A 24,985-nucleotide genomic window follows, 5' to 3' on the forward strand; every position below is an offset into this window, starting at 1 on the left:
CCTGCTGATTGTAATGTTAATACAAGTACTCGTGAAATGACTCGTTTATATTTTAAAACCAATTTTTAAATACGACAATCTTATGAAACATAACAGCCGTTTTCTTTTAATACTGTCAAGTATTATTTTATTGATATTTTTTGAAGGAGAAACCCTCAAACAAAGTTTAGGGTGGAACATTGATAAGCATAGTACGATGCTTTCAGAATGGTTTTTTTCGGATAACTCAAAGATGACTACAGAGGTTGAACTTGAAAAAAATGAATCAAATTCTAGTAATTCATATTAGAAAAGTAAAAATACCCAGATTGGGAACTAAAAGCGTGAGAATGGAATTGATTAGTTATAATGGTTAGCTAATTCCTTGGAAATATGATAATTAGATGCATTCTCTCTGTTTTATTTTTTATACATACATTCAATGCTGATGCACAGTCAGATCATGCAGAAGCAACAGGCTATCTTGATTACTTTGTAGCGACGTATAATACATATGAGGTAGCAGAAGATGACTCTATTCTTTTTATTAAAGATGGTGCTTATATCAGCAAAGAAGAAGTCTATTTGAACTATCAGGTAGAAGTTAACCCACAAGATGATTTCAACAAGCAAGAAGAGTTTTATAGATTCCTAATTCAAACGGTGCAACACCCTTTAGAAGAAGAGGCTTTTGAGTTGCAGATATATGCTGTAGATTATCACCTAACGATTAGATATTTATTTGAAGATGACTCCTATTTATTGATTAAGAAAAACGCTCACCTAGAACAAGAAGCCATTTATTTCAATAAAGATAAAAAGATGGTAAAGAAATTATAAGAGGAAATGCTGGTAGGAGAAATACATTAGCGACAAAATCGCCAAAAAAATCTTTGATTTCGTCGCTTGAATGTACAATTGCACTTCAAAATTATCAATTTATTGGGGTTTTTCAAACGAGTTTTAATAAAGATAATTTCAACCGGACTATAATGGTATGAATTTGAACGAATTGTATTTCAGAGAAAATCCTGTATAACATATTTAAGATTAAATTTTCATTTTTAAAGAGAAAGTTGGGGTGAGAGTGTATCCTTTTTTTGTTAATGCACGTTTATTTAGATAAGTACTTAGAGAACTAGGTCAGAACAAGCATTTGGGCCTTTTAGTACCAGTAATAAATAAACTAAATAAGGTGATGAGTATACAATATAAATCTCTACAGATTGTAAAAGCTCTTGAACCAGGGGCTTATCATTCCATACTAGTATTAGCCAAAACATTAGGACTAACAGCTTCAATACATGAGTTGAAAAGAATCACTCATACTTTATGTAGAAACGGTCTCATTGAAGCCAAGGAAGAGAAAGATGACATTAAAATAATATTGACTGAAGAAGGAATTGAAGTATTGCCCTTCCTCTAAAACCGAAAAAGAATTTTAAAAAGGAGTTTATCTCCTTTTTTTTATGCGTAATATTTCATCTCTTAAATGAAAAAAGAAAAATGCTCTTCTATTCATTTTCGAGTTGAGTTGAAAAATGTGTTTTTAATTTTATACTGATTATTGTATTTAATAATATGATAATCAGTTGGTTATAAAATTATGTAGACTTGATGTAAACTATAGAATTTTGATTGTAGACTTCATTTATGCCTTTGTTTTAAGAGGATTAAGAAGTGGCCTCTATACATTTGTAGACGAAATGAAAAATAGAAATCAAACGAATCAAGTCTAATATGAAAAAGCAAATAAGCAATATTCTAAAGGCTATTATAGCTCCTGTAGTATTTACAGCATGTGTTCAATCCAATGCGGTAAATGAGGAAACTAAAACAGTGGAGGAAGTAAAAGCTCCTTTAGCTCTTAAGGAAGTGAAAATTGTAACTACTGCTTCAAATACTAAGCATAGGCTTTCTGAAACAGGAAAAGAAACTTTTAAGAAAGCGGACCAACCAAGAGAAGATGAAGTTTCAGTTTTTGTAAACCCCAATAAATCATTTCAAACTTTTATGGGTATCGGCGGTGCCATAACAGATGCATCAGCTGAAGTTTGGGCCAAATTGCCAAAAGACAAGCAAGATGAATTAATCAAAGCATATTATACTGAAGATGGTATTAAATATTCTCTTTTAAGAACAACAATTCACAGTAGTGATTTCTCTCCTTATTCTTACACTTATATTGAAGAAGGTGATAAGGAATTAAAGACATTTTCGATCAAGCATGATTTGGAGTTCAGAATCCCAATGATGAAAAGAGCCATTGCCTCAAGTGGTGGTCAATTGACTACATATGCTTCACCATGGTCGCCTCCAGCATTTATGAAAGGTAAAAAAGACATGTTGAAAGGGGGAACTCTTCAACCAGAATTCTATCAATCATGGGCCAATTATTATGTGAAATTTATTGAGGAATATGAGAAACAAGGTATTCCAATGTGGGGTGTGACGATCCAAAATGAGCCTATGGCTACTCAAAAATGGGAGTCGTGTATTTATACTGCTGAGCAGGAAAGAGATTTTCTAAAGAATTACTTAGGACCTACATTTGAAAAGGCAGGAATGTCAGATAAAAATATTGTAGTTTGGGATCATAACCGTGATTTGATTTCTCAAAGAGCCAATGTAATTTTTGAAGATCCTGAAGCTTCAAAATATGCTTGGGGTATTGGTATGCACTGGTATGAAAACTGGACTGGCGGTGAAGAAATGCAAAGAAACTTAGGGAACATCAGAGAATCATTCCCTGATAAAAATATCTTATTCACAGAGGGTTGCCAAGAAGGGTTTGATGCCAAGCACTATCAGAGATGGAGTAATGGTGAGCGTTATGGACGTAATATGATCAATGATTTCAACCAAGGTACAGTAGGCTGGACAGACTGGAATATCTTGCTGGATCAAACTGGCGGTCCTAACCATGTCAACAACTTATGCTTTGCTCCAATCCATGCAGATGTTACAAAAGGTGAACTGATCTACACTCCTTCTTACTATTATATCGGCCACTTCTCAAAATATATCACTCCTGGAGCGAAAAGAGTAAGCACTACCACAAGCCGTAGTACTTTGATCAGTACATCATTCCAAAATGAAGATGGATCTGTGGCAACAATTGTGATGAACGAAACAGATGAGCCGATCAAATACAACTTTATTGTGGGAGAAAAGGAAGTTCATGCAGAAATTCCAGCACACGCCATTCAAACATTGCTATATAAATAAAACAACATTACGAGTATGAATAGAGTGAATAAATATGTAGCAGCACTGGTTATCATGCCAGTGCTTGCACTTAGCAGTCAGCTTTTTGCCCAAAATAAAAACGAACTAGATAAAAAAGTGGAAGAAATCTTCAATCAACTGACATTAGAGGAGAAAATTGGACAGATGATTCAAATTGCCTCCACCAATGGAGATGATGTACCGGATTATGTCATTGAGGCCATAAAAGAAGGCCGAGTGGGATCAATCCTCAATGCAGGTACACCTAAAGCCATTGAAAAAATTCAAAAAATTGTAGCCAAGGAAAGTCCTAATAAAATACCATTGATTATTGGAAGAGACGTTATTCATGGATACAAAACGATCTTTCCAATTCCATTAGGACAAGCGGCTTCATGGAATAGAGATTTAGTAGAAAAAGGTGCAAACATTGCAGGCAAAGAAGCTTACGATGAAGGTATCAATTGGACTTTTGCACCAATGATTGATATCAGTAGAGACCCACGATGGGGAAGAATAGCAGAATCTTTAGGGGAAGATCCTTATTTAACAGCAGAATTGGGAGCGGCAATGGTTGTTGGTTTCCAGGGCAATGAACTTTCAGATGAGGAAGGAAGAATAGCGGCATGTGCCAAACATTTTATAGGTTATGGTGCCACAGAAAATGGTAAAGATTATAATGCTGTTTCAATTCCAGATTATCAATTGTGGAACACCTATTTACCTCCATTCAAAGCAGCAGTTGACGCAGGAGTAGGTACTTTTATGACCGCTTTCAATGACATCAACGGAATACCCGCTTCAGCTAATCAGTTTTTATTAAAAGAAGTGCTGAGAGAGCAATGGAAATTTGATGGATTTGTGGTGAGTGATTGGGAATCGATGTCACAAATGATCAATCAAGGATACAGCGAAAACCTTCGAGATGTAGCATTACAATCAGCTTCATCTCAATTGGATATGGAAATGGTTTCAACTTCTTATCAAAAGCATTTGAAAGAATTGATAGAAAGCGGAGAAGTGGATATAGAGGTGGTCAACAATGCAGTCAAGAATATTTTAAAGGTAAAAGTAGCATTAGGTTTATTTGATAAAGACTACAAGGGGGTACCGAAGAATACCGCAATTTTAAGTGATACCCATAAAGCAGAAGCAAAAAAAATGGCTATTGAAAGTTTAGTTTTATTGAAAAATGAAAATGTACTTCCTCTAAAAATAGACCATCAGAAAATCGGCATTGTAGGGCCTTTGGCAGATGCTCCAGCCGAACAAGTAGGAACGTGGTCATTGGATGCGGTGATTGATCAAGTGGAAACACCATTGAACGCCTTCCAAAAAGCGTATGGTGATCAAATTGTTTTTGCTCAAGGACTAAAAAGTGCAAGATCGAATGATACAGCACAAATCTCATCTACGATTGAGGCCTTGAAAGGGGTGAAAGACGTTATTGTTTTTGCAGGTGAAGATGCCGTTTTATCAGGTGAAGGGCACAGTAGAGCATTTATCGACTTGCCGGGAGCACAAGAAGAATTAATCACGGCATTAGCAGAAGCGGATAAAAATATCATTTTGGTTGTGCAAGCGGGTAGACCGCTGACATTGGGTGCTGTTGAAAATAAAGTGAAAGCAATCCTTTATGCATGGCATCCAGGAACTATGGGTGGCCCTGCTATTTTAGATGTTGTGTCTGGTAAAGTTTCTCCTTCGGGAAAACTGCCTGTTACTTTCCCAAGAACTTTAGGTCAGGTGCCTATTTATTATTCATCCATCGAATCAGGACGTCCGGCCAATCCAGATATGTTAGGAATTCCTACGGGAACACCACTTGATCCGGTGGGCTTGACCAATAATTATTTAGATGTATCTGTAACGCCAGCTTATGCGTTTGGCTATGGTTTATCTTATACTACATTCACTATTTCAAAACCTGATTTTTCTAATTTGGAATTGACTAAGGGAGATAAAATTACGGTTACTGTAGAAGTGAAAAATACAGGAAAACAAGAAGGAGCAGAGGTTGTTCAATTGTATATCCGTGATAAAGTAGCCTCTTATATGCGACCAAAATTAGAGTTAAAAGGTTTTGAGAAGGTATATCTAAAACCAGGAGAGAAGAAGTCCGTTACTTTTGAAATTGGAGATGATCAATTGTCTTTCTATGATAAAAATGGCAATGTATTATTAGAAAAAGGGAAGTTCGAAATTTTCGTTGGAAATGCTTCAGATAATCTCAATTCTGAGATCATTACTTTAAAAGAAATTAAACAATAGATGATAAAGGCCTAGACTATTCGTTAGGCTACCTTAATTTTTTACCCATAAAAAAGCACAAGTCTGAAGCCATTGGTGTGACTTGTGTTTTTCTGTTTTGAATAGAAGTGAATTGGAAGATAAGTCATTTAGAGCTTGTTTGAAACATCAGGTTTTTCGTTATAAAAAATCAAAAAACCGATTTTAATGAATTTGATTTGTAATTTTAGACCTTAAAATCAATTCAATTACATTAAAAACAGCAATGATCGATCAAAAAGTATTTACTTACAACACATTGAAAACACCTTTTTTTATACTACTTCTTTTTGCATTCAATAGCGGATATGCACAGTTATTACATCATAATCATCAACATTTTACGGAGCAAGATACGCTGAGAGGAAGTATCACACCAGAGAGAGCTTGGTGGGATTTAAAATACTATCATTTAGATATTGAGGTAGTACCGAACGAAAAGTTTATCAAGGGATCTAACACCATTGAGTATACAGTTATAAAAGAGCATCAAGTGATACAAGTGGATTTGCAAGAACCTTTGAAGATTACAAAGGTGACGCAAGAGAATGATGAACTGAAGTTTGAGAGAAATGGAAATGCATTTTTTATCGATCTAAAGAAAAAACAAAAAGTGGGTGACTATAACAGTATCAAAGTATTTTATGAAGGTCACCCAAAAGAGGCTGTGAAAGCTCCTTGGGATGGAGGATTTACATGGTCTAAAGATGAAAATGGAAATGATTTTATAGCAACTTCTTGTCAAGGTTTAGGCGCAAGTGTCTGGTGGCCTTTGAAAGATCATATGTATGATGAAGTGGATTCAATGAAAATTTCTGTAGAAGTACCACAGCACTTGATGGATGTTTCTAATGGTCGTTTGATTAAAGTTGAAAAAAACAGAAAAAAGAAAACAAAGACATTCCATTGGTATGTGGATAACCCTATCAACAACTATGGAGTGAATGTGAATATTGGAGATTATGCTCACTTTGATGATAGTTATGATGGAGAGAAAGGGGAACTCACTTTAGACTATTATGTGTTGAAACCAAATGTGGAAAAAGCAAAAGTACAGTTTCAGCAGACGAAGAAAATGCTAGAAGCTTTTGAGCATTGGTTCGGACCTTATCCTTTTTATGAAGATGGTTTCAAATTGGTAGAAGTACCTTATTTAGGTATGGAGCATCAAAGTTCTGTGACGTATGGCAACAAGTTCCAAAACGGTTATTTAGGTAGAGATTTAAGTCAAACAGGATGGGGATTGAAGTTTGATTTTATCATTGTGCATGAAGCAGGACATGAGTGGTTTGCCAATAATATCACTGACAAAGACATTGCAGATATGTGGATTCATGAAAGCTTTACGGCTTATTCTGAATCATTGTTCTTAGATTATTTTTATGGAAAAGAGGCAGGACAAGAATATGTAAGAGGAACGCGCTCTAACATCCAAAATGACATTCCTGTGATTGGTATTTATTATGTGAATTCTGAAGGATCGGGAGATATGTATTACAAGGGTTCTAATATGTTGAATATGATCCGACAGATTGTAAATAATGATACTTTATGGTTGGAAATGTTGAGGGGTATGAACAAGACTTTTTATCATAAAACTGTGGATACTAAAGAAATAGAGGGTTATATGATTGAAAAGTTAGGAAAAAATCTCTCTCCTATTTTTGATCAATATTTAAGGTCCACTATTATTCCGACTTTTGAATTCAGAACAAATGCCGAATATGTTTTTTATCGTTTTACAAACTGTAATCCAAAGTTTGAGATGGAATTGGATATTGAAATCAATGGAAAACATCAGAGAATTACATCCAAAAATGGTTGGCAGACCCTAAGAGCTGATGAAGAAATTAAGTCGCTGGAGGTAAATGATAATTACTATATCTCTGTGATGGAAATAAAATAACTTGAAAAAAAACTTGAACGTACTTCTCATACGTTCACCTGATCTAAGTTTGTAGATGTTAAGGAATACAAGAAAAAAAGATCAGTAGATGAGATGCTCTGTAATGCAGGGCATCTCCTTTTTTATGCTAAAGATTTTTTCTAATCCTGCTCAAACTCTGTTGGGTAATACCAAGAAAGGAGGCAATCTGTGATAACTTGGCTTTTTGGAAAAGTAAAGGGTGCTGTTCCATAAGATTTAAATAACGTTCTTCAGCAGTTTGAGTATGAATACTCATGATCCTCCTGCTTAAAACCATAGCAAATTCGGCATTCATTTGTCTCATACCTTCCCCAATTTCAGGAATATGAGTAATCAAAGTATTCAGCTGTTGCATGCTGATAAGCACGAGTTCGGTGTCTTCCATAGCTTCAAAGTAAAGTATATTTCGTTCTCCTTTCACATAGCTAAATGGGGAAGTTATAATGGCATCATTACCACAAAACCAATGCGTAATTTGGTTGCCTTCAAGATCAAGATAATACACTCTTACAAACCCCTTAAGGATATAATACTGGTGATTGCATTTCTGCCCTTCTTTCAAGAAGAGTTCTCCTTTTTTGACGGATTTGTTGGTTAATCCTAAGTCAAATTCGATATTCCATTTAATAAGTTTATTAATGTCTAGATAAGGCTTCGAGCTGAACATTTTATTATTAAGTACCTGATTTGAGCGAACTATTTAAAACTGAAATATAATTCAATATTGTAGAGTGAGCAAATTGTCGCCTCTTATGACCTCCAAAAACATTATTTCTTGATTAAAATTAAAATATCGGTTAAATGGGTCCATACCACAATTGGAACAATAGTAGCAGGGAGAAGGACATAGGGAAAAAAGTTGATAGCTCGGTTGGGTTGCTCAAAACCAAACTGTTGGAATGGAAGCTCTGTAGAGAGAATACCGTTGGTCAGAATGAAAAGTACAAGGAATAAACCAATGATATTCCAAACCAACAATACAGGCTTGTTCACTTTTCCTCTCATTATTAAAATACCCATTATTGGTGCCGTAATCCCCATGATAATATCAAAATTACGACCTTCAAAAGTCATTAATTCAGGTATCATTTTGTTTAAGTATAATCCAAATAATACTATTTCTATAGGAAAGCGAATAGTGTGAGAAAATGTACTTATTGTTCTATTTCGATGCTCGGCTACACGTTGTAATGGTTTTGGCATTATTCCATAAATGATAAAGGCGGTTGCAGGAATAAGTACTAAGGCAAATCGGGGAGGAATTGATTTGGGATCTTGATAAAATCCGCTGAATGCCAAAACAGATTGTACAACAGACCAGAGAATAATAACAAATGTCAGTTGATTTGATTTTCCATTAGAAAAATGAAAAAGGATGATAGTAGCAAAGTAGGTGACTACAAAAAGGGATTCTATCCAAAGCGGTAGGTTTTCAATCATTTTCATGTTGATTTCAAGAGTAATTTATTTAAAGTAGAAATGCAAACCATTTTCCATTTCACACTTTCTTAGAGTATGTTTGGAACATGCTCTTAATTTTGATTGAGTTGAGAAATAGTAAAACTGGCTGTTAGACCTACACTAAAGTTTCGAGGAAGCTTATGTACTCCAAATATGGCTCTGGAATGCTCCCCTTTTTGATCCAGTATTTTCACAAAAAGATCCGAGGCACCATTCACTACTTTTGGAGCGTCGTCCCAATTTTCATCAGATTGAAAGTAAGCATCAATATGATTGAGTCCTACAATGTTATCAAAACCAACTTTTTCATGTATTTGTGCTAATACATTCAAAGCACACATTTCCATCGCATTGTATCCTTCTGCTGTAGAGATTTCTTTTCCCAACCTGCCTTGATATTGAAATTCCTCATTCCAGATTGGGAATTGTATTGCAATGTAGGCAACATTACCTCTGATATTTACGGATTTATAACTCCCTCCAGGTGTTGAAGCACTAGGGAGTTGGTAGCCGAGAGCTAATAGCTTTTCTTGAACGGTCATTTTTATTTAATAGTCTAGTAGTGGTGTTTTCTTCTGTTTTTGTTTCCAATAGCAATGAAGACTTCCTAACAGATTTTTTCAGTTGGAAGTTAATGAAATATGTTGATTAAAGGCAAAAATGAAGAAGAAGGAAATGGAAATAGTAATGAAATTTGGTGTAGGGTATATTTTATTCATCCATCACAAACGTTTTCAGTTGATGATGGATGAATGATAGGATTAAATTACTCTATACTTAAAATAATTCGATCAGCAATTTCTTTGGCTGTTGTGATATTTGACAAATCTGTATAGAGTTCTCCATTTTGTCCAGAGTGATGTCCATGACCAATCAAATTCATGATTTTGTATGTTTTTGAATGCAGGTCATCGGGTTGAATTTCCGTAGAAAAGATCATAGAAGGTTGCCCCACAGCACCTGAACCTGAATAAATTTTGTCATCAGGAAAACGGTCTTTAGAATAATATTCATTCCAGTCAAAAGACTGATTAAATTCAACGAATACTTTAAAAGGACCTTGCTGTTTTAAATCCGTTTTGGAGGAAATAATGAAATTATTCAATGGCGTAGCACCTGTCACACCGTCTAAATCGGGAGCACCATCCAAAGGAATATAAAGTCCATCGGAAGCTTGAATACCTCTTTTGTGTGACCAGTAAGGAAGTGCCTCAGGTCTTCTTACAGTAGCAGGTGCATAACCATCACCTACTTTTTTCCCAATCTGAAATGTACTTGATGAGATCGATTGAGAGATGTACAAAGTCTCAATATAATTGCCGACAGTATCTTCAATCCATATCGCAATTAGAGGATGTCGGAATGTTTTCCCTTTTTTTAACTCTACACTAATTTGATGTTTCCCAACTGTTTGGTCTAGTTCAATGATTTCATAATCAAACGTCTGTTCTTCTTTTCCTAATTGTTGATTTCTGAACTCATTTCCCCAATCATACAAAGTATTAAAAGCAGGTACCTGATATAAAATTCCAAAAGAAAGACTTATGGCGACCACAAAAATCAAAGGAGCATGAAAAGGTCTGAATTTCGATTTTCCTTTCCCTTTTCCCTTTAAATAATTTTTGATGGGAACTTTATTATTCATGATATGGAAAGCCATACTGCAAAGAAAAACAAGGCCAAATACAGTATGAATGGAGGCCACGCTTTTTTGGTGTGGCGTGAAATATAACAATAATCCAGAGATGGATAATACAATAACTACAGCTAGTAAAATATTCCCTAATATACTTCTATTCACTTTGATTTTAATTGATGATGATCGATAATAAATGGTGTAGAGGATGTTTTTTTATTGTAGTCAATAACATCATATACAAGTTGTAAAAGTAGGCTTTCTTTTTGGGGAATCATTCTTTTTAAAGAGTTTTAATAGAATTATGATTTCCATATTTTCCACTTTGGGATTCTTTTTTCATAGTCGGCAGCACAGTCTTTACTGAATTTATTCCAGTTTTCTTTGCTTCTAAAATTTAATGGATGATCAATATGTATTGGATCTTCTTTTTGGAAATCACCACCCCATCTTAAGCTTTTATTTTTGCGAATATCATTGATGAAATTCTGAATGTCTGAAGGTAAGTCTTTTAGGTTACCTTGTCGCAACTCATTGGACAAATACTTTTTTCCATTACTTATGATATTAAAATCTATTGCAAACCCAGCTAAATGATTTGACAGTCTTCCAGGTTTTACAACAGCTCTGCTTATGATTTGATGATCAGATCGAAAACTTTGATTGATTATCAATTCAATATTATGAGTATTGGCATATTGGTCAATCTGCATCATGTATTTCTTGAAATCTTTATGAATTAATACCTGTCTTCCTCTCAAACCTCGGATATTCTCTCCATCATATTCAATGAGTACTTTGAAATTATCTGTTTTATAGTGTGTCCAAAACTGATAGTTATAGAAAAAATAGAAGAAACTTACAGTTAAAACAAAAACAATAGTAGCGAGAAGTTTTAGTACAATTTTCATTACTGATTTATATTAAAAAGTGGTATTAAGGTCCAATATCAATTTATCTCATTTAAGTCCTTCAATAACTCCTCAGAAACTTTTACCATTTGCGTTTCTATTTCTTTGGCTAATTTTTGAAGATTGTTGAAATCTGGATTTTGAACAATAACCGTTTCAATAATAGCATATTGAGGCATTTCGGTTTTCCCTGCATTCCATTTTGAGGTTTTCAGTAATTCCCAATATTCCTTTTGAATAGGTTTTGTATTTCCTAAAAACCAAATCTCAAAACGCATCTCCATATGGTTCAAAACCAACCCTAATTTCAATCTCTTACCCTTTAAAAAGTCATTAGAATAATAAAAATAGGTGTAGTCTAGATAGTCACGGAAAATACCCGCAAAAGAGTATTGTTCAGAAAGATTTTTAATACAACTTGTTCTAACTTTCATCATCAATTTGATAAGTGTGTTGTATGCAAGTACAATATCTCCTTGGTGCAATTGTTCTTTGTAGGCTGAAATGATTTTGTTTAAATCTTCCATTGTAAATCTCTTTTTATTGAAGGTGTTTTTAGCGATTTGAGGTCTTAATATAAATGACAAAAACGAATTTGCAGTACAATTCTTGAAATTCTATTCTATACCCATATTCATTGTTTTACTTCATTTTACTCCCTCTTCTAATGAAGATTTATTTTTATTAAAAGAGGGGCAAAAATAAATGGAGAAAGTATTGAACATTACGATTGAAGTCATTTTATTCAGCTCACCCTATCCGTACACTACCCACCGTATCCAATGTACGCTGTTCACCGTACTGCCTGTACACTATACACCGTACCCACTGTACGGTGTATAGTGTACAGGCAGTACAGAAGTACAATCTCATTTCCATCAATATTTATCCTACTCTTCGTTAGATTTTTACCGCGTAACTAAGGCTATGCTCTGCAAATCTGCCTCGATTAGAATAAAAAATATTAATCTGAAATTATCCCTTTTCTTCTGTCCTAGTACTTAGTCCTTAAAACAAGACAGATTAACACTATAAATAAACTGAACAGGTACTCATTTTGTGATTTCCCCCCTTGTTATTCCCTGTTTTTTAAAACTTCTTCATTTCTGAAATGAGATTACTAAAACAAGTGATAGGATAAAGATTCACCTCGCTTTTGATCCTATGCTTCAATAACAAATTATTACTTACCTATGAAAAGAAGGAAATTTTTTAAGAGTACTGTCAAAGGTGCATTGGGGGCTAGTATACTTCCACTACTGGGAAACTCTGATGCTGTTGATTCCTCTTCCTCTTCTAACAAAGAAGCTTCAACCTTAAAGAAAAAGTTTAACCCCAAAGAGCAATGGCACCAAATGGGAACGGGCAAAAAAGCGAGGCCTGGTCGAAGAAAAACAATAGAATATGATGTGGTTGTAGTAGGGGGTGGTGCGGCAGGAATGTGCGCGGCGGTAAGTGCGGCTAGAAATGGCGTAAAGGTGGCCTTAATACAGGACCGGCCAGTGTTGGGAGGAAACTCTTCCAGTGAAATACGTGTGCATCTTAATGGGGTCAATCACTTAAAAAATGGAGAACCAGAACGTGAAACGGGCATCATTGAAGAGATGCTGTTGCATAACCGGTTTCATAACCCTCAAGATTCCTACCCCGTTTGGGATCATGTGTTATATGATTTTGTCACGAAGGAAGAAAACATCGACCTGTATTTAAATACGTCTGCATTGAGAGCGGAAATGAAAGGTGATGTGATCGAGGCGGTTTATTGCTGGCAACTCACCACCGAAACAGAATATACTTTTAAAGGAAAACAATTTATTGATTGTTCTGGAGATGGACTTTTAGGAGCAACTGCGGGTGCTTTTTATAGAACAGGCAGGGAAGCATCTTCAGAGTTTAACGAGAAATATGCACCAAAGGAAGCCGATGGCTGGCAGATGGGATCTACGATTCTTTTAGGCTCTAAAGATATGGGTAAACCTATGCCTTTTGAAGCACCGCATTTTACCATAAAATATGAGGCTGATAAGTCGCATAAGGGACGTAAATTGATGCCATTTGAATTAGGTTTCTGGTGGGTGGAACTGGGAAGCGATGAGGATATTATTGGTGAGTTTGAAGACAATAAGCACACGCTGATGGGATATGCTTACGGTGTATGGGATTACTTGAAAAACTCTGGAAAGTTCCCCGAAACGGAGAACTATGCACTGGATTGGGTTTCGTCATTGCCAGGGAAGAGAGAGTCAAGAAGATTTATTGGAGATCATATATTGAGTGAGCCCGATCTGCTCAATAATGTAGATTTTGAGGATGCAGTGGCTTATGGAGGATGGTCGTTGGATGAACATAATCCAGGAGGAATGCTCAACCTAGAAGAGCCTCCGAGTTATTTCCACGAGAAATTTAAAGAGGTTTATCAGATTCCATTTAGAAGTTTGTATTCTGTCAATGTACCTAATTTGATGTTTGCAGGTAGGAACATCAGTCAAACCCATATTGCTTTATCTTCCTCAAGAATTATGGCAACTTGTGCACTAGAAGGACAAGCAGTAGGCACTGCAGCGGCACTTTGCACAAAGAAAGAAGTAATGCCCCGTACTTTGGGCAAAGAACATATTAATGACCTTCAGGAACAGTTGCTTCGTGATGATGCTTTTATCCCCAACCGTCCTGCCAAAGATGAAATGAACCTTGTACTCCAATCGTCCACTTTATTTGCTTCAAGTACTAACGCTGGAACAGCATCATCACTGAAGGATGGAATGTCTAGAGATTTTAAAGGGAAAATCCATCATTGGCAATCGAAAGGCCTTCCCGCAACGGTTCAGATTGAATGGGAGAAAAAGCAATCTCTTTCAAAAATTGAAATTAAGTGTGATACAAATGTCAAAAAGAACATAATGTTGAGAAGGGATAGTTTGGAGAATAAAACCTATACGACCAAAATTCCACAAGAGCTAATGAAGGCCTTGGATGCAGAAGTGAGAGTGAAAGGAAAATGGATAAAAGTAGCTGAAATAGACAAAAATAAAACACGATTAGTAAAGCTGCGTTTTGATACCGTTGAAGCTACTGCAATCCGTATTCATCTTAAAGAAACGTATGGTGCTGAGCATGCAAAATTATTTGAAGTAAGGGCTTATTCTTAATGGAAGCTCATCTTAATGAACAGCTTGATTGCACATCATAAAATCGATGTTTTGTAAAATGTATTTCCCGTAGGGATGTTGTATTACAATGTCCTTGCGGATCACCATAAACTCCACAGTACCTTCTATACTAATCATGATATGATGATCAATAAACTGTTCTTATTTTCAATCATTTATCTCCTTTTTGGGAATAGTTACCCTATTGAAATCAAACACCCTATCTCTGTCAATCATCCGGGAATATCGGTTGATGATAAAGTTGAAGCACTTTTGGTGGAAGTACAAAATGATCAACATGTGCCTCTTCATTATTATATAAATGTCCTATCTGTAGCATGTGGAGATCAGCATTGTAAAATAGATACTATTACGATTCAATGGGACTGCTTTGGTCGTTTTGAACAATTAATTTTACCTCAAGGGGTGACTTTGGAAAAGAACGAAGGCGTTTTGTTTTCTGATCATGATTATCAAAAACTTGATCGAATATTAAAGATGAAACCCTCTCCTCTGGAAGATTTATTGCCTTCAGAAATTGTGAAAGATAGTGGTGGAGACGGTGTAGATGGAACTTCTGGAGCAACTGTTTCTATTCATAAAAATGCTTATGTGGAAGGGGCAGTCTGGACCTGTTATACATTATGGCATTGGGTAAATGGTGAGGCTGTCGACTATATCAAAAATACAACAGGTGAACGGCTGACAATTGATCAATTATTGGCTTATTTAAAGGAGGAGCATTCGGTTTTTGCTCTAGAACAGCTTGTTCGGAAAAAGGAGTATGATGCTTTGACGGTAAATACGATGATGGAAGTGATGATTGAAAGTCCAGAACTGATAGATGAAGTCATTGAGTATTTTGAAAAGGGGCCTGCTTCTATTTATACTTATGCCATGCTCCAATTACATCAGCAGTTACCGGTCTTTCAAAGAGTAATTTGTCTACAATCTCTTCTCCAAAAGAATGTAATTTTAACTGAGGAACAACAGCTGATTCTCGCCTTAAAGTTGGATGATTTTGTTTATCAAGAAGTAGATTTGTACTTGAAGCTCTTAGAACAGCAAAAACAGGTTTCTTCTACAACAAAAAATCATCTTTTTAAACTTTTGAGGAATGATCATTTTATAATTGCTCGTCGCGTTTATTGGTATCTTAACGAAAGGCCTCTAACTGAGAAGGAAAGGGCAATCATTAATGATTTTGAAGGGAAATACAGTGAAGACCTATAAAAAAGTAGAGAAAATTCTAACCTTTTTACATGTTAGAATCTGCTATGCTTTTTTATCAATCAATGAGCATTAATTCCATCTCAAACTGATTGACGATATTATTTAATTTCAAAAAGGAGATATAGTTTAATTTATCTTCAAGTCTATGATCTACATTAATGATTTTAACTTCATCAACCACTTTTCCGATAGCATTAAATAACCTTTCCCATGCTTTTTGATCTTGGCTAAAGACATCAAACTGTCCTAAATATTTTTTCTTGATATCAATAGCAAAATAAGATTCTGACTTTCCCTCCCATATAACTTCATAAAGCGTATAATGACCTTCAAGAATTGTCTCTTTTTGAAAGTCCCATGAATAGAATTGTTGATTAGGTAATTGATCCCAGTGATACTCCTCCATCGTGATCTTCTGCATTTCAATTGTTGAATCACTGTTGGAATTAATTTTTCCTGAATAGCATCTATAGTCTTTACAAATCTTAAAACCTACTTTTTGATAAGCCCTCACAGCTCTTTCATTGTCAGTGATGACCTCAAGTACGCTTTTTTCTATACCATTCTTTCGAAGATCACGAAGAGCAAAATCATAGATAGATTGCACTATTCTCTTTCCTCTATAGGCTGGAATTACACCTGTGGCTGTATTAAAAGCGGTTTGCAAACCCAATCTTTTGTCTACGGCATGAATAATAAAACCAACCAATTTTTCATCATCAAACATCCCATAAGAGAGGTTGAAATCTACTTTTGCCGCTTTCCAGCGCTGTCTATAATACTCTTGATCGGTTGGCATTTTGACATAATAATTCTCAAATGCTTTCAAGAAACAGTCAATTATTTCACCAAAAGAAACCTTACTTAAATTGTCTACTTTCATTGCTCATTTTTGATTGAGGGTAATACTACAGTTCTAGTTTAAAAATTCTAAATTACTATTAACTCTTTTGGTGTCAAACAAGTGATGTTATTTATTCTAAATGCTTTAAGAGTTCCTCTTTCCAAATCAAATAACCTTGGCCATTAATGTGAAGACCATCGAATGAAAGTTCGGTCTTTAATGCATTGTCATCCGTTTTCATTAAATCGAAAAGGTTGATATATGTTAGAGAATACTCCAATGCAAATTGTTGTATACCTTTATTGATGGCTATGATATCGCTATTTTTTCGATGAAGATTATTTGATGTTGGCAGAATGCTTTGAAGGTATAATTTCGTTTCAGGAGATTTTTGGAGAATTAGCTCTACAAGGTTTTTATATCTTGAAAGTACATTTTTGACACTCTTGCCATTTCCTAAATCATTAGTGCCAATCATCAGGAAAATCTTTTTTGGTTTTGATTCTACCACCTCATCAATTCTATCAATCACACCATTGATGGTATCTCCAGAAATTCCGCGGTTTTTAATATTTGATTTCCCAAGAAGTTCATTCCAATCACAAAAATCGGTGATGCTGTTGCCTAAAAATATTATTTCACCTTCACCATTAGGCATTACTTCAAAAATGCTCTTTTTTGTAAGGTAATTATTGGAATATTCTTCCTGAGAACTCAATATTCTTTTTAAAAAATGAACTCCTCCTTTTTTGTAAATGACATAACATCCAAGTAAGAGGAAAAGGATGTTGAAAGTTATAGAAATGATCATCAAAAATGTTCTAATATTCTTCACTATTTATAGGTTTATTGCACCGTAAACTAAATTATCGTCAACTTTTAACCAACATTTCTACAAGCTTTTTATGATCTACTTTCAATCTTCCTTCTTCTTTATTTTAGTCTTAATACAAAAACGAAGCAAAAAATTCAAGGCTTTGAAGTCAAAAGCTAAATTCGATTTTTCTCGCCTGATTTATATTCAACTCGCTATGCTCAAACCTTATAGAACTCCTCTTTTTTGAAGTTCGTTAGAAATTTAAACGATGGAAAGACTTTTCATTATCAATGGGCATTGGGTTCTCAGAGAACCAGTTGATGAAGCTTTCAAATTTCTCTTGGTTTGTACCAATCCATTCGTCAAATTCATCAGGAGCACCTTTCATCATCAACCAATAATTGTAACACTCAAACATTTCTTTTTGGATTAATGTTTTATGCCAATCAAAAACAACATTTGGATATGAATCATTGAATTTTTGATCAAAATAGAAATTAGTGTGTTGTGAACGAATTTTATGTAAAGTTTTTAATGTAATAGAGTTGACATCACTAACAGCAATCATCAATCCTGTTTCATAGATCATAGAGTAGGGGAGAGTGGGCTTTTTAGCAGTAATATCAATCACATTATTCTGACTAAAGCTTACACTCTTAGTAGTATCCGATGTAAATTGGATTTCACTTTTATAAGTGTCAAATAACAGTTGACTTATCTCCTCTGTTCTTTTAGAATTCCTCTCAATATTCATGAACATTTCTCCATAAAACATGCCCCAGATTTCTTCTGTAGAATTACAAAAAATCTTAGCAAGCCAATAGTAATTGGAAGGATAAGTAGGGTCAACCTGAACCCCTTTTTCATAATATTCTAAAGCTTTGTTCCAATCATCTTGATGTACATTGCCGATCTCCAAATATAGCCTTCCAGAATTTGGGTATTTCTTTAAACCTCTATTGTAAGCATCAATTGCTTTTTCTTTGTTTCCTCCCATAGAGTAAGCATTTCCCAACATCTGATAGGATTGATCATCTGAGCCCTCCATTTTGACTACCTTTTCGAAGTACTTTGTGGCTTTTTTATATTTCTTTTTTAAAATCAAGGCATACCCGATTTCGTAGGGATAAATGAAGTTAGTTGGATCCAGTTTAGTAGCTTCTTCTAAGAGTTGAATAGACATGTCGTAATTTCCATTGTCCATTAATTCAACAGCTTGCTTTGCTTTATTGTAGGCTTCTTGTTTTTCAGATTTTGTTTGACAGAAACCAGAGATTCCAATTAGTACCAATCCAGTTAGAAGAATAAATCTTTTCATTTTTAGTCTGTTGTTAATATATAGAATACAATTTACCAAATACATGATACCTGTATTTGTCATAAACGTGCTTTAATGTTATAAATGTAATCTTTTAGTATTACAATTAATAGAATTTATTTTGTTGGTTGAGGGATGTTTCAAATATGCACTTAGTCAAAGTATTTTCGCTCTAAGGCTTCCCCTAGTTCATCTATCTTCTCCATTTGGGCTAATGATGCCATCCAAAACATTGGTATTTTTTCATAACCATAATAAATGCCAGACAAACCTCCTGTTATCGCTGCGGTTGTATCCGTATCATGGCCAAAATTAATGGCTTTTAAAACGGATGACTCATAGTTATCTGTAGTTAAGAAACACCATAAGCTAGCCTCTAGACTCTCAATGACATAACCTCCAGATAAGATTTCGCTCTCATGAATTGTATGGATATCATTTTGAATAACCTTCTGAAATGCATGTTGTTCTTGTATAGAGAAATTCATCTTTTGCCAAAATTCAGCAATATCATTTTGCATGTTTCTGTAAGCATCAAACTTCTCTAGCCCTTTTGTGAGGTATTCAGCAAATTTTAAATAAATAAAACAACTCATTGCAGCTCTAATGTGAGGATGCGTTAATGCTGAGTTCTTCCAAATTATATCAAATTGTTCATCAATACTTTTATCCTTGATTTCAAAAATCAAAGGTAATATTCTCATCAAAGAACCATTGCCATTATCGGATTCTAGGGCATCGTATTTTAATAGTTCAAGATCATCAATTGCCCCTTTTTCGATTAATGTTTGAAGTTTTGAAATAGCTTTGGAAGTTGTCATTCCAATATCAAAAACATTCCCTCTTGCTGTCCAATAAGCATTATTTTTCCATTGAATAAATTTCTTAGCAATTGTCAGCAATGAGTAACCTTCACACAATGCCTCTGCCAAACAAAAAGTAAGTGAAGCATCATCAGACCAAGTTCCTGTGGGTTGATGATGTGTTCCATAACCTGTCATATCCTTTGCTGGATTTTTTTTCATTTGCTCACGCGAAGAGAACTCAAAAGGAACGCCAAGTGCATCCCCAACCGCCACTCCAAATAATATGTCTTTTGCTAGACTTCTCAATTTTTGATGAATAATAGTTTAACTAAAAAAAAATATCAATCTTATTAAAAATCAATTGTTTATCTTTTTTCTGATTGATACATTCAAACAACTCATGATTTAATGAAATATCAATAGCTTTTCCATTTCTGATTTTTAGTAATTGTGGAAATCTATTATAATTTTTGAATTGGTAGAAGGCTTCAGAGATAAATAAACGATTATAAACCCCACTTTCTACTTTTCTACCATTCAGAAAAAGAATTTCAATATTATCTGGTAAAAAAGGTAAAACTTCGTTCGTTATAAAATCCTTTCCTTTTTCCCTATTATTATAACAAAAGAAATTTTTGCCATCTATTTCTTTTAAGTAATCTTCATAATCTTTTTTCGAGGTTTTGTTCTGTAACCAAAGAAAAGGGGTCGCCACCAAGGTGAATGGAAGTAGAATAATTCCCATTACAATAGCAAAAATGATTAATACTGATTCACCTAGTTTCATATTTTGAAAGCAATAATAATTAAAACTATGAGCAGATAGTAGTTCAACCTCATAAAGATTGAAGTCTTGAAGATTGAAAAGGAAGGCAACACTTTAGTATTGGTGGAGTCTGTATCACTAGTCTTCAGTCATAGTGAATGATATTTTGTCAGACTACTTTATCTCAAAACTTTAAAATAAAATAATATACCTGATATAATTGTAGTGAAGTTCATTTTTTTGAATTCAACTTATAAGTATCAATATTCAATTAAGCTTATGACTATATTGTTGTAGTTTGACCTCCACTCTACCTTTTCTATAAGACCTTTAATTATGTCTATATTATCTACCAGTTGAGTATGAAACCATAAAAACAGTGTGTTTTCACATTCGTTCTTTTCAATATCAAGTGTATAAATAATTATATCTTTAGAGATGTTTACCGTTACAAATTTTTCATTAATGGAATTTTGGAGAGTAAAACCAATATACTCATCCATGACCGTTTTATGTTTCAAAATTCTTTCAAGATCAGCCTTATCTTCTGCATTGACCCAATTAAAATCACTACCACAATCAATAGTGAGCAAGGTAGGCTTCCACGAATGATCTTCAAGAATTTTTATAAGGTCAATAGCTGAAAAAACAGAATTTTGCTTCTTCTTAAATAAAACAATTTCTTTTTCGTAACTCATTCACAATTTTAACTTTAAGCATTTAAAAGTAATAACTACTAATTTGTCTTCAAATAGTTTTCATCAAATTTAGTTGTATTACAAATAATGGTTGTGTTATTAGACCATTTCTGTGACAGCATCTATGGCACTTTGGATGGCATTATGCACTGCACCCCAATCATTTTCTTGTGTATATGCATCACCAGCAAAATAGAGTTTGTTTTGTACTGATGAGGAAAGTGTTCTTGAAGTTTTTAATGGTGCATTATCGGCAAGGTAAGCAGCTTTAATATATGGTTCATCATTCCAGTTTTGAACAATGTGCTTGACATAGTTTTGCGAGGCTTTACCATTGAAAATAAGATCCAATTCATTTAAAATATAGTCTAACTGAGCGGTTCCTGACAAATTTTGATAAGGTGTTGCCTGTCGACCTACAGCAAATAGACCCAATATATTTTTGGATGAACTTTGAGCATATGCAGCATCATAATAAAGCCTTTGACCTGTTTTTGTTTCGGAATCAGGAAATGTCAAATAAGTTGGGTAGAAGTTTTCTTTAAATTCTAGAAACACTTTTATCCCTCCCCAAACAGGAGCATCTTGAATGATATCTTGTTTTGATGAAGGCAGAGGTGGCGTGAAAGTGATGGTGTTTTCTTGTAAAATTTTGAGAGGAACTGTTACAATCACTTTTGATGCTTGATAGATTTGATTGTTATTATCGGTGACCATCACTTGGCCACCTTCATAATTGATTCTGGTAATCTGTGAATTGAATGTAAAGTGAGATTGGATATGAGGAACAATATAGGTCTCAAAAAAGTCCAGCCAACTGCTATTAATAAATTTTTTATCTTCAAAATTCCCAAACAGTCTTGATAGAGTGTAAGTGGTATATGTTCCATCATAATAGCCTACTACATCGTCTTTTTGATAACCTTGAGTTGAAGTAGTGATGTTCACGGAGGAATCATTGACAATTTCTGAGAAAATTGAAGTATCAACATGTAACCATTCTGCACCCAAGGGAATTGGAAAATCAGCAAAAGTAGTGTTGTGTTTTATTCTTCCTCCATAAGTAGGAGCGGCTTCTAATATTTTAAAATCAATTCCTTTTTGTGCCAATAAATAGGCAGAGGACATGCCAGCAGCACCTGCGCCAATGATAACCACAGGCCCAGAAAAATCAGTAGGTGGCACGGAATTATCATTTGTACATGATGCCAAAACTGATTGAAATGGCAATGAAATGCCCAATAATCCACAAATTTTGATAAATTCTTTTCTTGTCATAGTAGATTAAAGATAAAGAAGTATTGTGGATCATTTTACTTTATTGTTCTTAAATCCAATCAATTGCAGGATTTTATCAATTCATCTTTCGATATTGAGCAGGTGTCATACCCGTTCTTTTCTTAAACATTTTACTGAAATACTGAGAATACTCAAACCCCAAACTATAAGCTACTTCACTCACCGAAACTGTTGAGCCCAACAGTTTATCTTTTGCCACCTTAATAATATGATATTGAATATGCTCGGTGCCATTTTTTCCAGTTTCCTTTTTCAATAGATCACTGAGATAGTTGGGAGAGAAATGTAATTGCTCAGCGAAGCACCTGATAGAAGGGATACCTTTTTCAGATAAATCATCAGCATTGAAGTATTTGTGGAGTAGGTCATCAAACTTTCCTATTACATCCTTGTTGGTTTCGGTTCGTGTTATAAATTGACGGTCGTAATAGCGGTTACAATAATTTAGCAATAGTTCTATTGAAGAGACAATAACCGTTTTACTGTGCCTGTCAATGTTATGATCAAGCTCTAGTTTTATATCCTGAACAATGCCTGTGAGTTTGTTTGTTTCAGCCTCAGAAAGATGTAGTGCTTCAAAAAGAGCATAAGAAAAGAAATTATAACCTTTCATTTTTTCATTGAGTGATGTACCTCGAATGAAATCAGGATGAAATAATAGGGCCCATCCAAAAATATCTTTTGTATGATCGGGATTCTCTAAAGTGATGATCTGATTGGGCGCCATAAAAGTCAAAGTACCTTCTTGAAAATCATAGTAATTTCTTCCATAACGTAATGCTCCAGGGCATAGGTTTTTCAAGAAAATTACATAGAAATCCATAGACAACTTTACATCACTATAACTTGAATGATTGGTCTTCGAAAAATCAAGTGTCCCAACCAATGGGTGTTTTGACTTTTCTTCTCCAAGCATATCATATAGCATTGAAATGTTTTCAATTCTTATAATTTCATCCATGGCACTTTTACTTTTGTGATTCCAATCTTAAATCTTCAGTATAAGCTTGTATAGAGGGGTGAGAAAAACCTTCAATGATGAGCAATCCAGTGAATAATATTGCAACAGCAAAAGCAATACCTTTGATGAAAGGGGCATTGAAAAATAAAATGACGGCAAACGCTCCAACAGCAAAAGTGGCAAAGACCAATTGATACGTCAAAAAACCTTGGTCTACTTTCTCCATTCTTTCATGCTCAGTTTGTATAAATTCAGTACTATCTTTTTCATATAGAGCCTTACCTTCTATTTGAATTTTATTGTTGAAATTACCATAACTTATTCCACCTATAATAATCAGAATTCCTGTAACTAATGAGCCCCATTTCATGCCAGAAGCCAAGGGCGTTTTAGTGACAAAAAAACTAATGATTCCTGCCAGTACTAATAAGATAGCACCTAAAATAATAAAATTAATACCGACCCATTTTTGTGCTGATGTATAGGCTTCTAGTGATTGTAATATATTCATAGTCTTATGGTTAAATGTCTTGTTGTATAAAGGTACTCTATTATTGAACTATTAAATAGTTGTTTTTTTGAGGATTACTTTACAACATTTTGCAAATTCAAGAGTGAAGTATAACTGCTGTGAAAGAGCCCCCCTTCTACAATCACAAAATTAAAGTAGAAGGGGAGGAAAGACTAAATACAATTTACAGATAGTTGTATACTATTTACTGTTTTAAGGGATATCGATATTTTGCAATTACAAAACTTAAATATCATAAATGTGGAGGCCTTTTGGTTTTCTATTTTTTTAGTTTTGAAATCAAATCTTCCTACTCTTATTTTATTTGAGGGAGCAATTTTGCCATTATTTTGTCAAAGCGACTGTCCATACAAACGCTGATATCAGTGGTCATAAATTTACCATCTAAAAATAAGCTGAAAATAGTGGCAGGGGTTGGTGCATTTTGTGCTTCTTCCATGGTTTTTAATTTGATGACTTTCAATGGGAGATTTCTATTTTGAGCGGTTTCCTGTAGGGATGTATTGGCGTGAAATCCAGCAAAAGGGCACCTATTAGAATAGTATACCACAATGCCTTCGTTATCAGGGCACTCCCCAATTTTAACCGATTCATTGAATGTTGGAATAGTCACATTTTCCTTAAGTTGCAATGCGAGGAGGCTAAAACCGCTGGATGTTTTTTCTACTTCAACAAAACCTTGTCTCAGTAACCATTTTGTATCACTCATAAAATGGAATTTTTTGGTGCCTACCACCGTCACAAGTCCATTTTTGCCTTGAGTTTTTGCTTCATCAATTACGCTTTTTAGAAGTGCTTTTCCATAGCCACTTTTTTTATACTTTCCTGAAACCCAAAAGCAATTGATGTTGATGTAATTATGGGCAGTAATGGGAACCCAAGCATTTTCTGCAGGCCCATATTCTATAAAAACTTTGGCTCTTTCATCAATTCTCCTAAAGGTATATCCATTATTCAACTCCTCTTGAAGCCAATTTTTTTTTGCTTGATAGCTGTCTGCACATTTCTTGTCGGAGATAGCACAGCAGATGTGTTCAGAAGCAATGTTTTCAGGGGTGAGTTCTAGAAAGTTTTCCATTTTTCAGCGGGTTTTAGTGAAGTCGCTTTGTACTGGAAAAGTCTTATAAGAGT

The 24,985-nt window shown here is 34.5% G+C and carries 23 protein-coding genes; 7 read left to right on the plus strand and 16 right to left on the minus strand.

All coding sequences use genetic code 11. The features are described from left to right. Positions 1 to 372 precede the first annotated feature (372 nt). The 5 genes from AVL50_RS32015 to AVL50_RS32035 all read left to right on the plus strand — a co-directional run bounded on the left by AVL50_RS32015 (position 373) and on the right by AVL50_RS32035 (position 7,402). Positions 373 to 819, plus strand: a complete 447-nt coding sequence (locus AVL50_RS32015) for a hypothetical protein (protein WP_062622053.1) — start codon at positions 373 to 375, stop codon at positions 817 to 819. Positions 820 to 1,177: 358 nt separating this feature from the next. After that, positions 1,178 to 1,405, plus strand: coding sequence for a hypothetical protein (locus AVL50_RS32020; protein ID WP_062622055.1), 228 nt, complete (start codon positions 1,178 to 1,180; stop codon positions 1,403 to 1,405). 314 nt (positions 1,406 to 1,719) lie between these two features. After that, a complete protein-coding gene (locus tag AVL50_RS32025; protein WP_062622057.1) occupies positions 1,720 to 3,207 on the plus strand; it encodes a glycoside hydrolase family 30 beta sandwich domain-containing protein in 1,488 nt (495 codons plus the stop codon). Between the two features lie 15 nt (positions 3,208 to 3,222). Beyond that, positions 3,223 to 5,478: a beta-glucosidase BglX gene (bglX, locus tag AVL50_RS32030; RefSeq protein ID WP_063851039.1), complete on the plus strand. Its 2,256-nt coding sequence runs from the start codon at positions 3,223 to 3,225 to the stop codon at positions 5,476 to 5,478. 244 nt (positions 5,479 to 5,722) lie between these two features. Next, on the plus strand, positions 5,723 to 7,402 hold the full coding sequence (locus AVL50_RS32035) for a M1 family metallopeptidase (RefSeq protein ID WP_062622059.1): 1,680 nt from the start codon (positions 5,723 to 5,725) through the stop codon (positions 7,400 to 7,402). A 127-nt stretch (positions 7,403 to 7,529) separates the two neighbouring features. Here the strand turns inward: AVL50_RS32035 and AVL50_RS32040 are convergent, their stop codons facing one another. The 6 genes from AVL50_RS32040 to AVL50_RS32065 form a co-directional block, all read right to left on the minus strand. Then, a complete protein-coding gene (locus tag AVL50_RS32040; RefSeq protein WP_062622061.1) occupies positions 7,530 to 8,090 on the minus strand; it encodes a Crp/Fnr family transcriptional regulator in 561 nt (186 codons plus the stop codon). Between the two features lie 101 nt (positions 8,091 to 8,191). Continuing rightward, complete coding sequence (locus AVL50_RS32045; protein WP_062622063.1) at positions 8,192 to 8,869, minus strand: hypothetical protein; 678 nt, start codon at positions 8,867 to 8,869, stop codon at positions 8,192 to 8,194. An 86-nt stretch (positions 8,870 to 8,955) separates the two neighbouring features. Continuing rightward, positions 8,956 to 9,426, minus strand: a complete 471-nt coding sequence (locus AVL50_RS32050; RefSeq protein ID WP_062622065.1) for a RidA family protein — start codon at positions 9,424 to 9,426, stop codon at positions 8,956 to 8,958. Between the two features lie 224 nt (positions 9,427 to 9,650). Continuing rightward, positions 9,651 to 10,685, minus strand: coding sequence for a DUF4405 domain-containing protein (locus AVL50_RS32055; RefSeq protein WP_172826963.1), 1,035 nt, complete (start codon positions 10,683 to 10,685; stop codon positions 9,651 to 9,653). Positions 10,686 to 10,822: 137 nt separating this feature from the next. After that, positions 10,823 to 11,431, minus strand: coding sequence for a M15 family metallopeptidase (locus tag AVL50_RS32060; protein ID WP_062622071.1), 609 nt, complete (start codon positions 11,429 to 11,431; stop codon positions 10,823 to 10,825). 38 nt (positions 11,432 to 11,469) lie between these two features. Continuing rightward, on the minus strand, positions 11,470 to 11,958 hold the full coding sequence (locus AVL50_RS32065; protein ID WP_062622074.1) for a hypothetical protein: 489 nt from the start codon (positions 11,956 to 11,958) through the stop codon (positions 11,470 to 11,472). Positions 11,959 to 12,624: 666 nt separating this feature from the next. Between AVL50_RS32065 and AVL50_RS32070 the strand changes: the two genes are divergently transcribed. After that, positions 12,625 to 14,580 (plus strand): FAD-dependent oxidoreductase, encoded by a 1,956-nt coding sequence (locus AVL50_RS32070; protein WP_062622077.1) that lies wholly within the window; start codon positions 12,625 to 12,627, stop codon positions 14,578 to 14,580. A gap of 141 nt (positions 14,581 to 14,721) precedes the next feature. After that, positions 14,722 to 15,813 (plus strand): hypothetical protein, encoded by a 1,092-nt coding sequence (locus tag AVL50_RS32075; protein ID WP_157491777.1) that lies wholly within the window; start codon positions 14,722 to 14,724, stop codon positions 15,811 to 15,813. Between the two features lie 55 nt (positions 15,814 to 15,868). On the opposite strand, the gene AVL50_RS32080 is transcribed toward AVL50_RS32075, so the two are convergent. From AVL50_RS32080 to AVL50_RS32125, 10 genes are all read right to left on the minus strand, one after another. After that, positions 15,869 to 16,696, minus strand: a complete 828-nt coding sequence (locus AVL50_RS32080) for a GNAT family N-acetyltransferase (protein WP_062622080.1) — start codon at positions 16,694 to 16,696, stop codon at positions 15,869 to 15,871. Between the two features lie 91 nt (positions 16,697 to 16,787). Further along, positions 16,788 to 17,468, minus strand: a complete 681-nt coding sequence (locus AVL50_RS32085; RefSeq protein ID WP_062622082.1) for a GDSL-type esterase/lipase family protein — start codon at positions 17,466 to 17,468, stop codon at positions 16,788 to 16,790. 259 nt (positions 17,469 to 17,727) lie between these two features. Beyond that, complete coding sequence (locus AVL50_RS32090; protein WP_172826964.1) at positions 17,728 to 18,792, minus strand: tetratricopeptide repeat protein; 1,065 nt, start codon at positions 18,790 to 18,792, stop codon at positions 17,728 to 17,730. Positions 18,793 to 18,944: 152 nt separating this feature from the next. Further along, the gene (locus tag AVL50_RS32095) at positions 18,945 to 19,904 is read right to left on the minus strand and encodes an ADP-ribosylglycohydrolase family protein (protein ID WP_062622086.1); all 960 of its coding nucleotides are present in this window, start codon (positions 19,902 to 19,904) and stop codon (positions 18,945 to 18,947) included. A 22-nt stretch (positions 19,905 to 19,926) separates the two neighbouring features. Beyond that, positions 19,927 to 20,385, minus strand: a complete 459-nt coding sequence (locus tag AVL50_RS32100; protein WP_062622089.1) for a hypothetical protein — start codon at positions 20,383 to 20,385, stop codon at positions 19,927 to 19,929. Positions 20,386 to 20,624: 239 nt separating this feature from the next. Next, positions 20,625 to 21,062: a hypothetical protein gene (locus AVL50_RS32105; protein WP_062622091.1), complete on the minus strand. Its 438-nt coding sequence runs from the start codon at positions 21,060 to 21,062 to the stop codon at positions 20,625 to 20,627. Positions 21,063 to 21,161: 99 nt separating this feature from the next. Next, positions 21,162 to 22,340, minus strand: a complete 1,179-nt coding sequence (locus AVL50_RS32110) for an FAD-dependent oxidoreductase (protein WP_063851041.1) — start codon at positions 22,338 to 22,340, stop codon at positions 21,162 to 21,164. A 76-nt stretch (positions 22,341 to 22,416) separates the two neighbouring features. Further along, positions 22,417 to 23,322 (minus strand): AraC family transcriptional regulator, encoded by a 906-nt coding sequence (locus AVL50_RS32115; protein ID WP_062622093.1) that lies wholly within the window; start codon positions 23,320 to 23,322, stop codon positions 22,417 to 22,419. A 7-nt stretch (positions 23,323 to 23,329) separates the two neighbouring features. Further along, positions 23,330 to 23,833, minus strand: a complete 504-nt coding sequence (locus AVL50_RS32120; protein WP_062622095.1) for a hypothetical protein — start codon at positions 23,831 to 23,833, stop codon at positions 23,330 to 23,332. A 316-nt stretch (positions 23,834 to 24,149) separates the two neighbouring features. Beyond that, entirely contained in the window at positions 24,150 to 24,932 is a 783-nt protein-coding gene (locus tag AVL50_RS32125; RefSeq protein WP_062622097.1) for an N-acetyltransferase, read from the minus strand. Positions 24,933 to 24,985 lie beyond the last annotated feature (53 nt).

Origin of the sequence: Flammeovirga sp. SJP92, from assembly GCF_001583495.1 — a bacterium.
Classification (GTDB): domain Bacteria; phylum Bacteroidota; class Bacteroidia; order Cytophagales; family Flammeovirgaceae; genus Flammeovirga.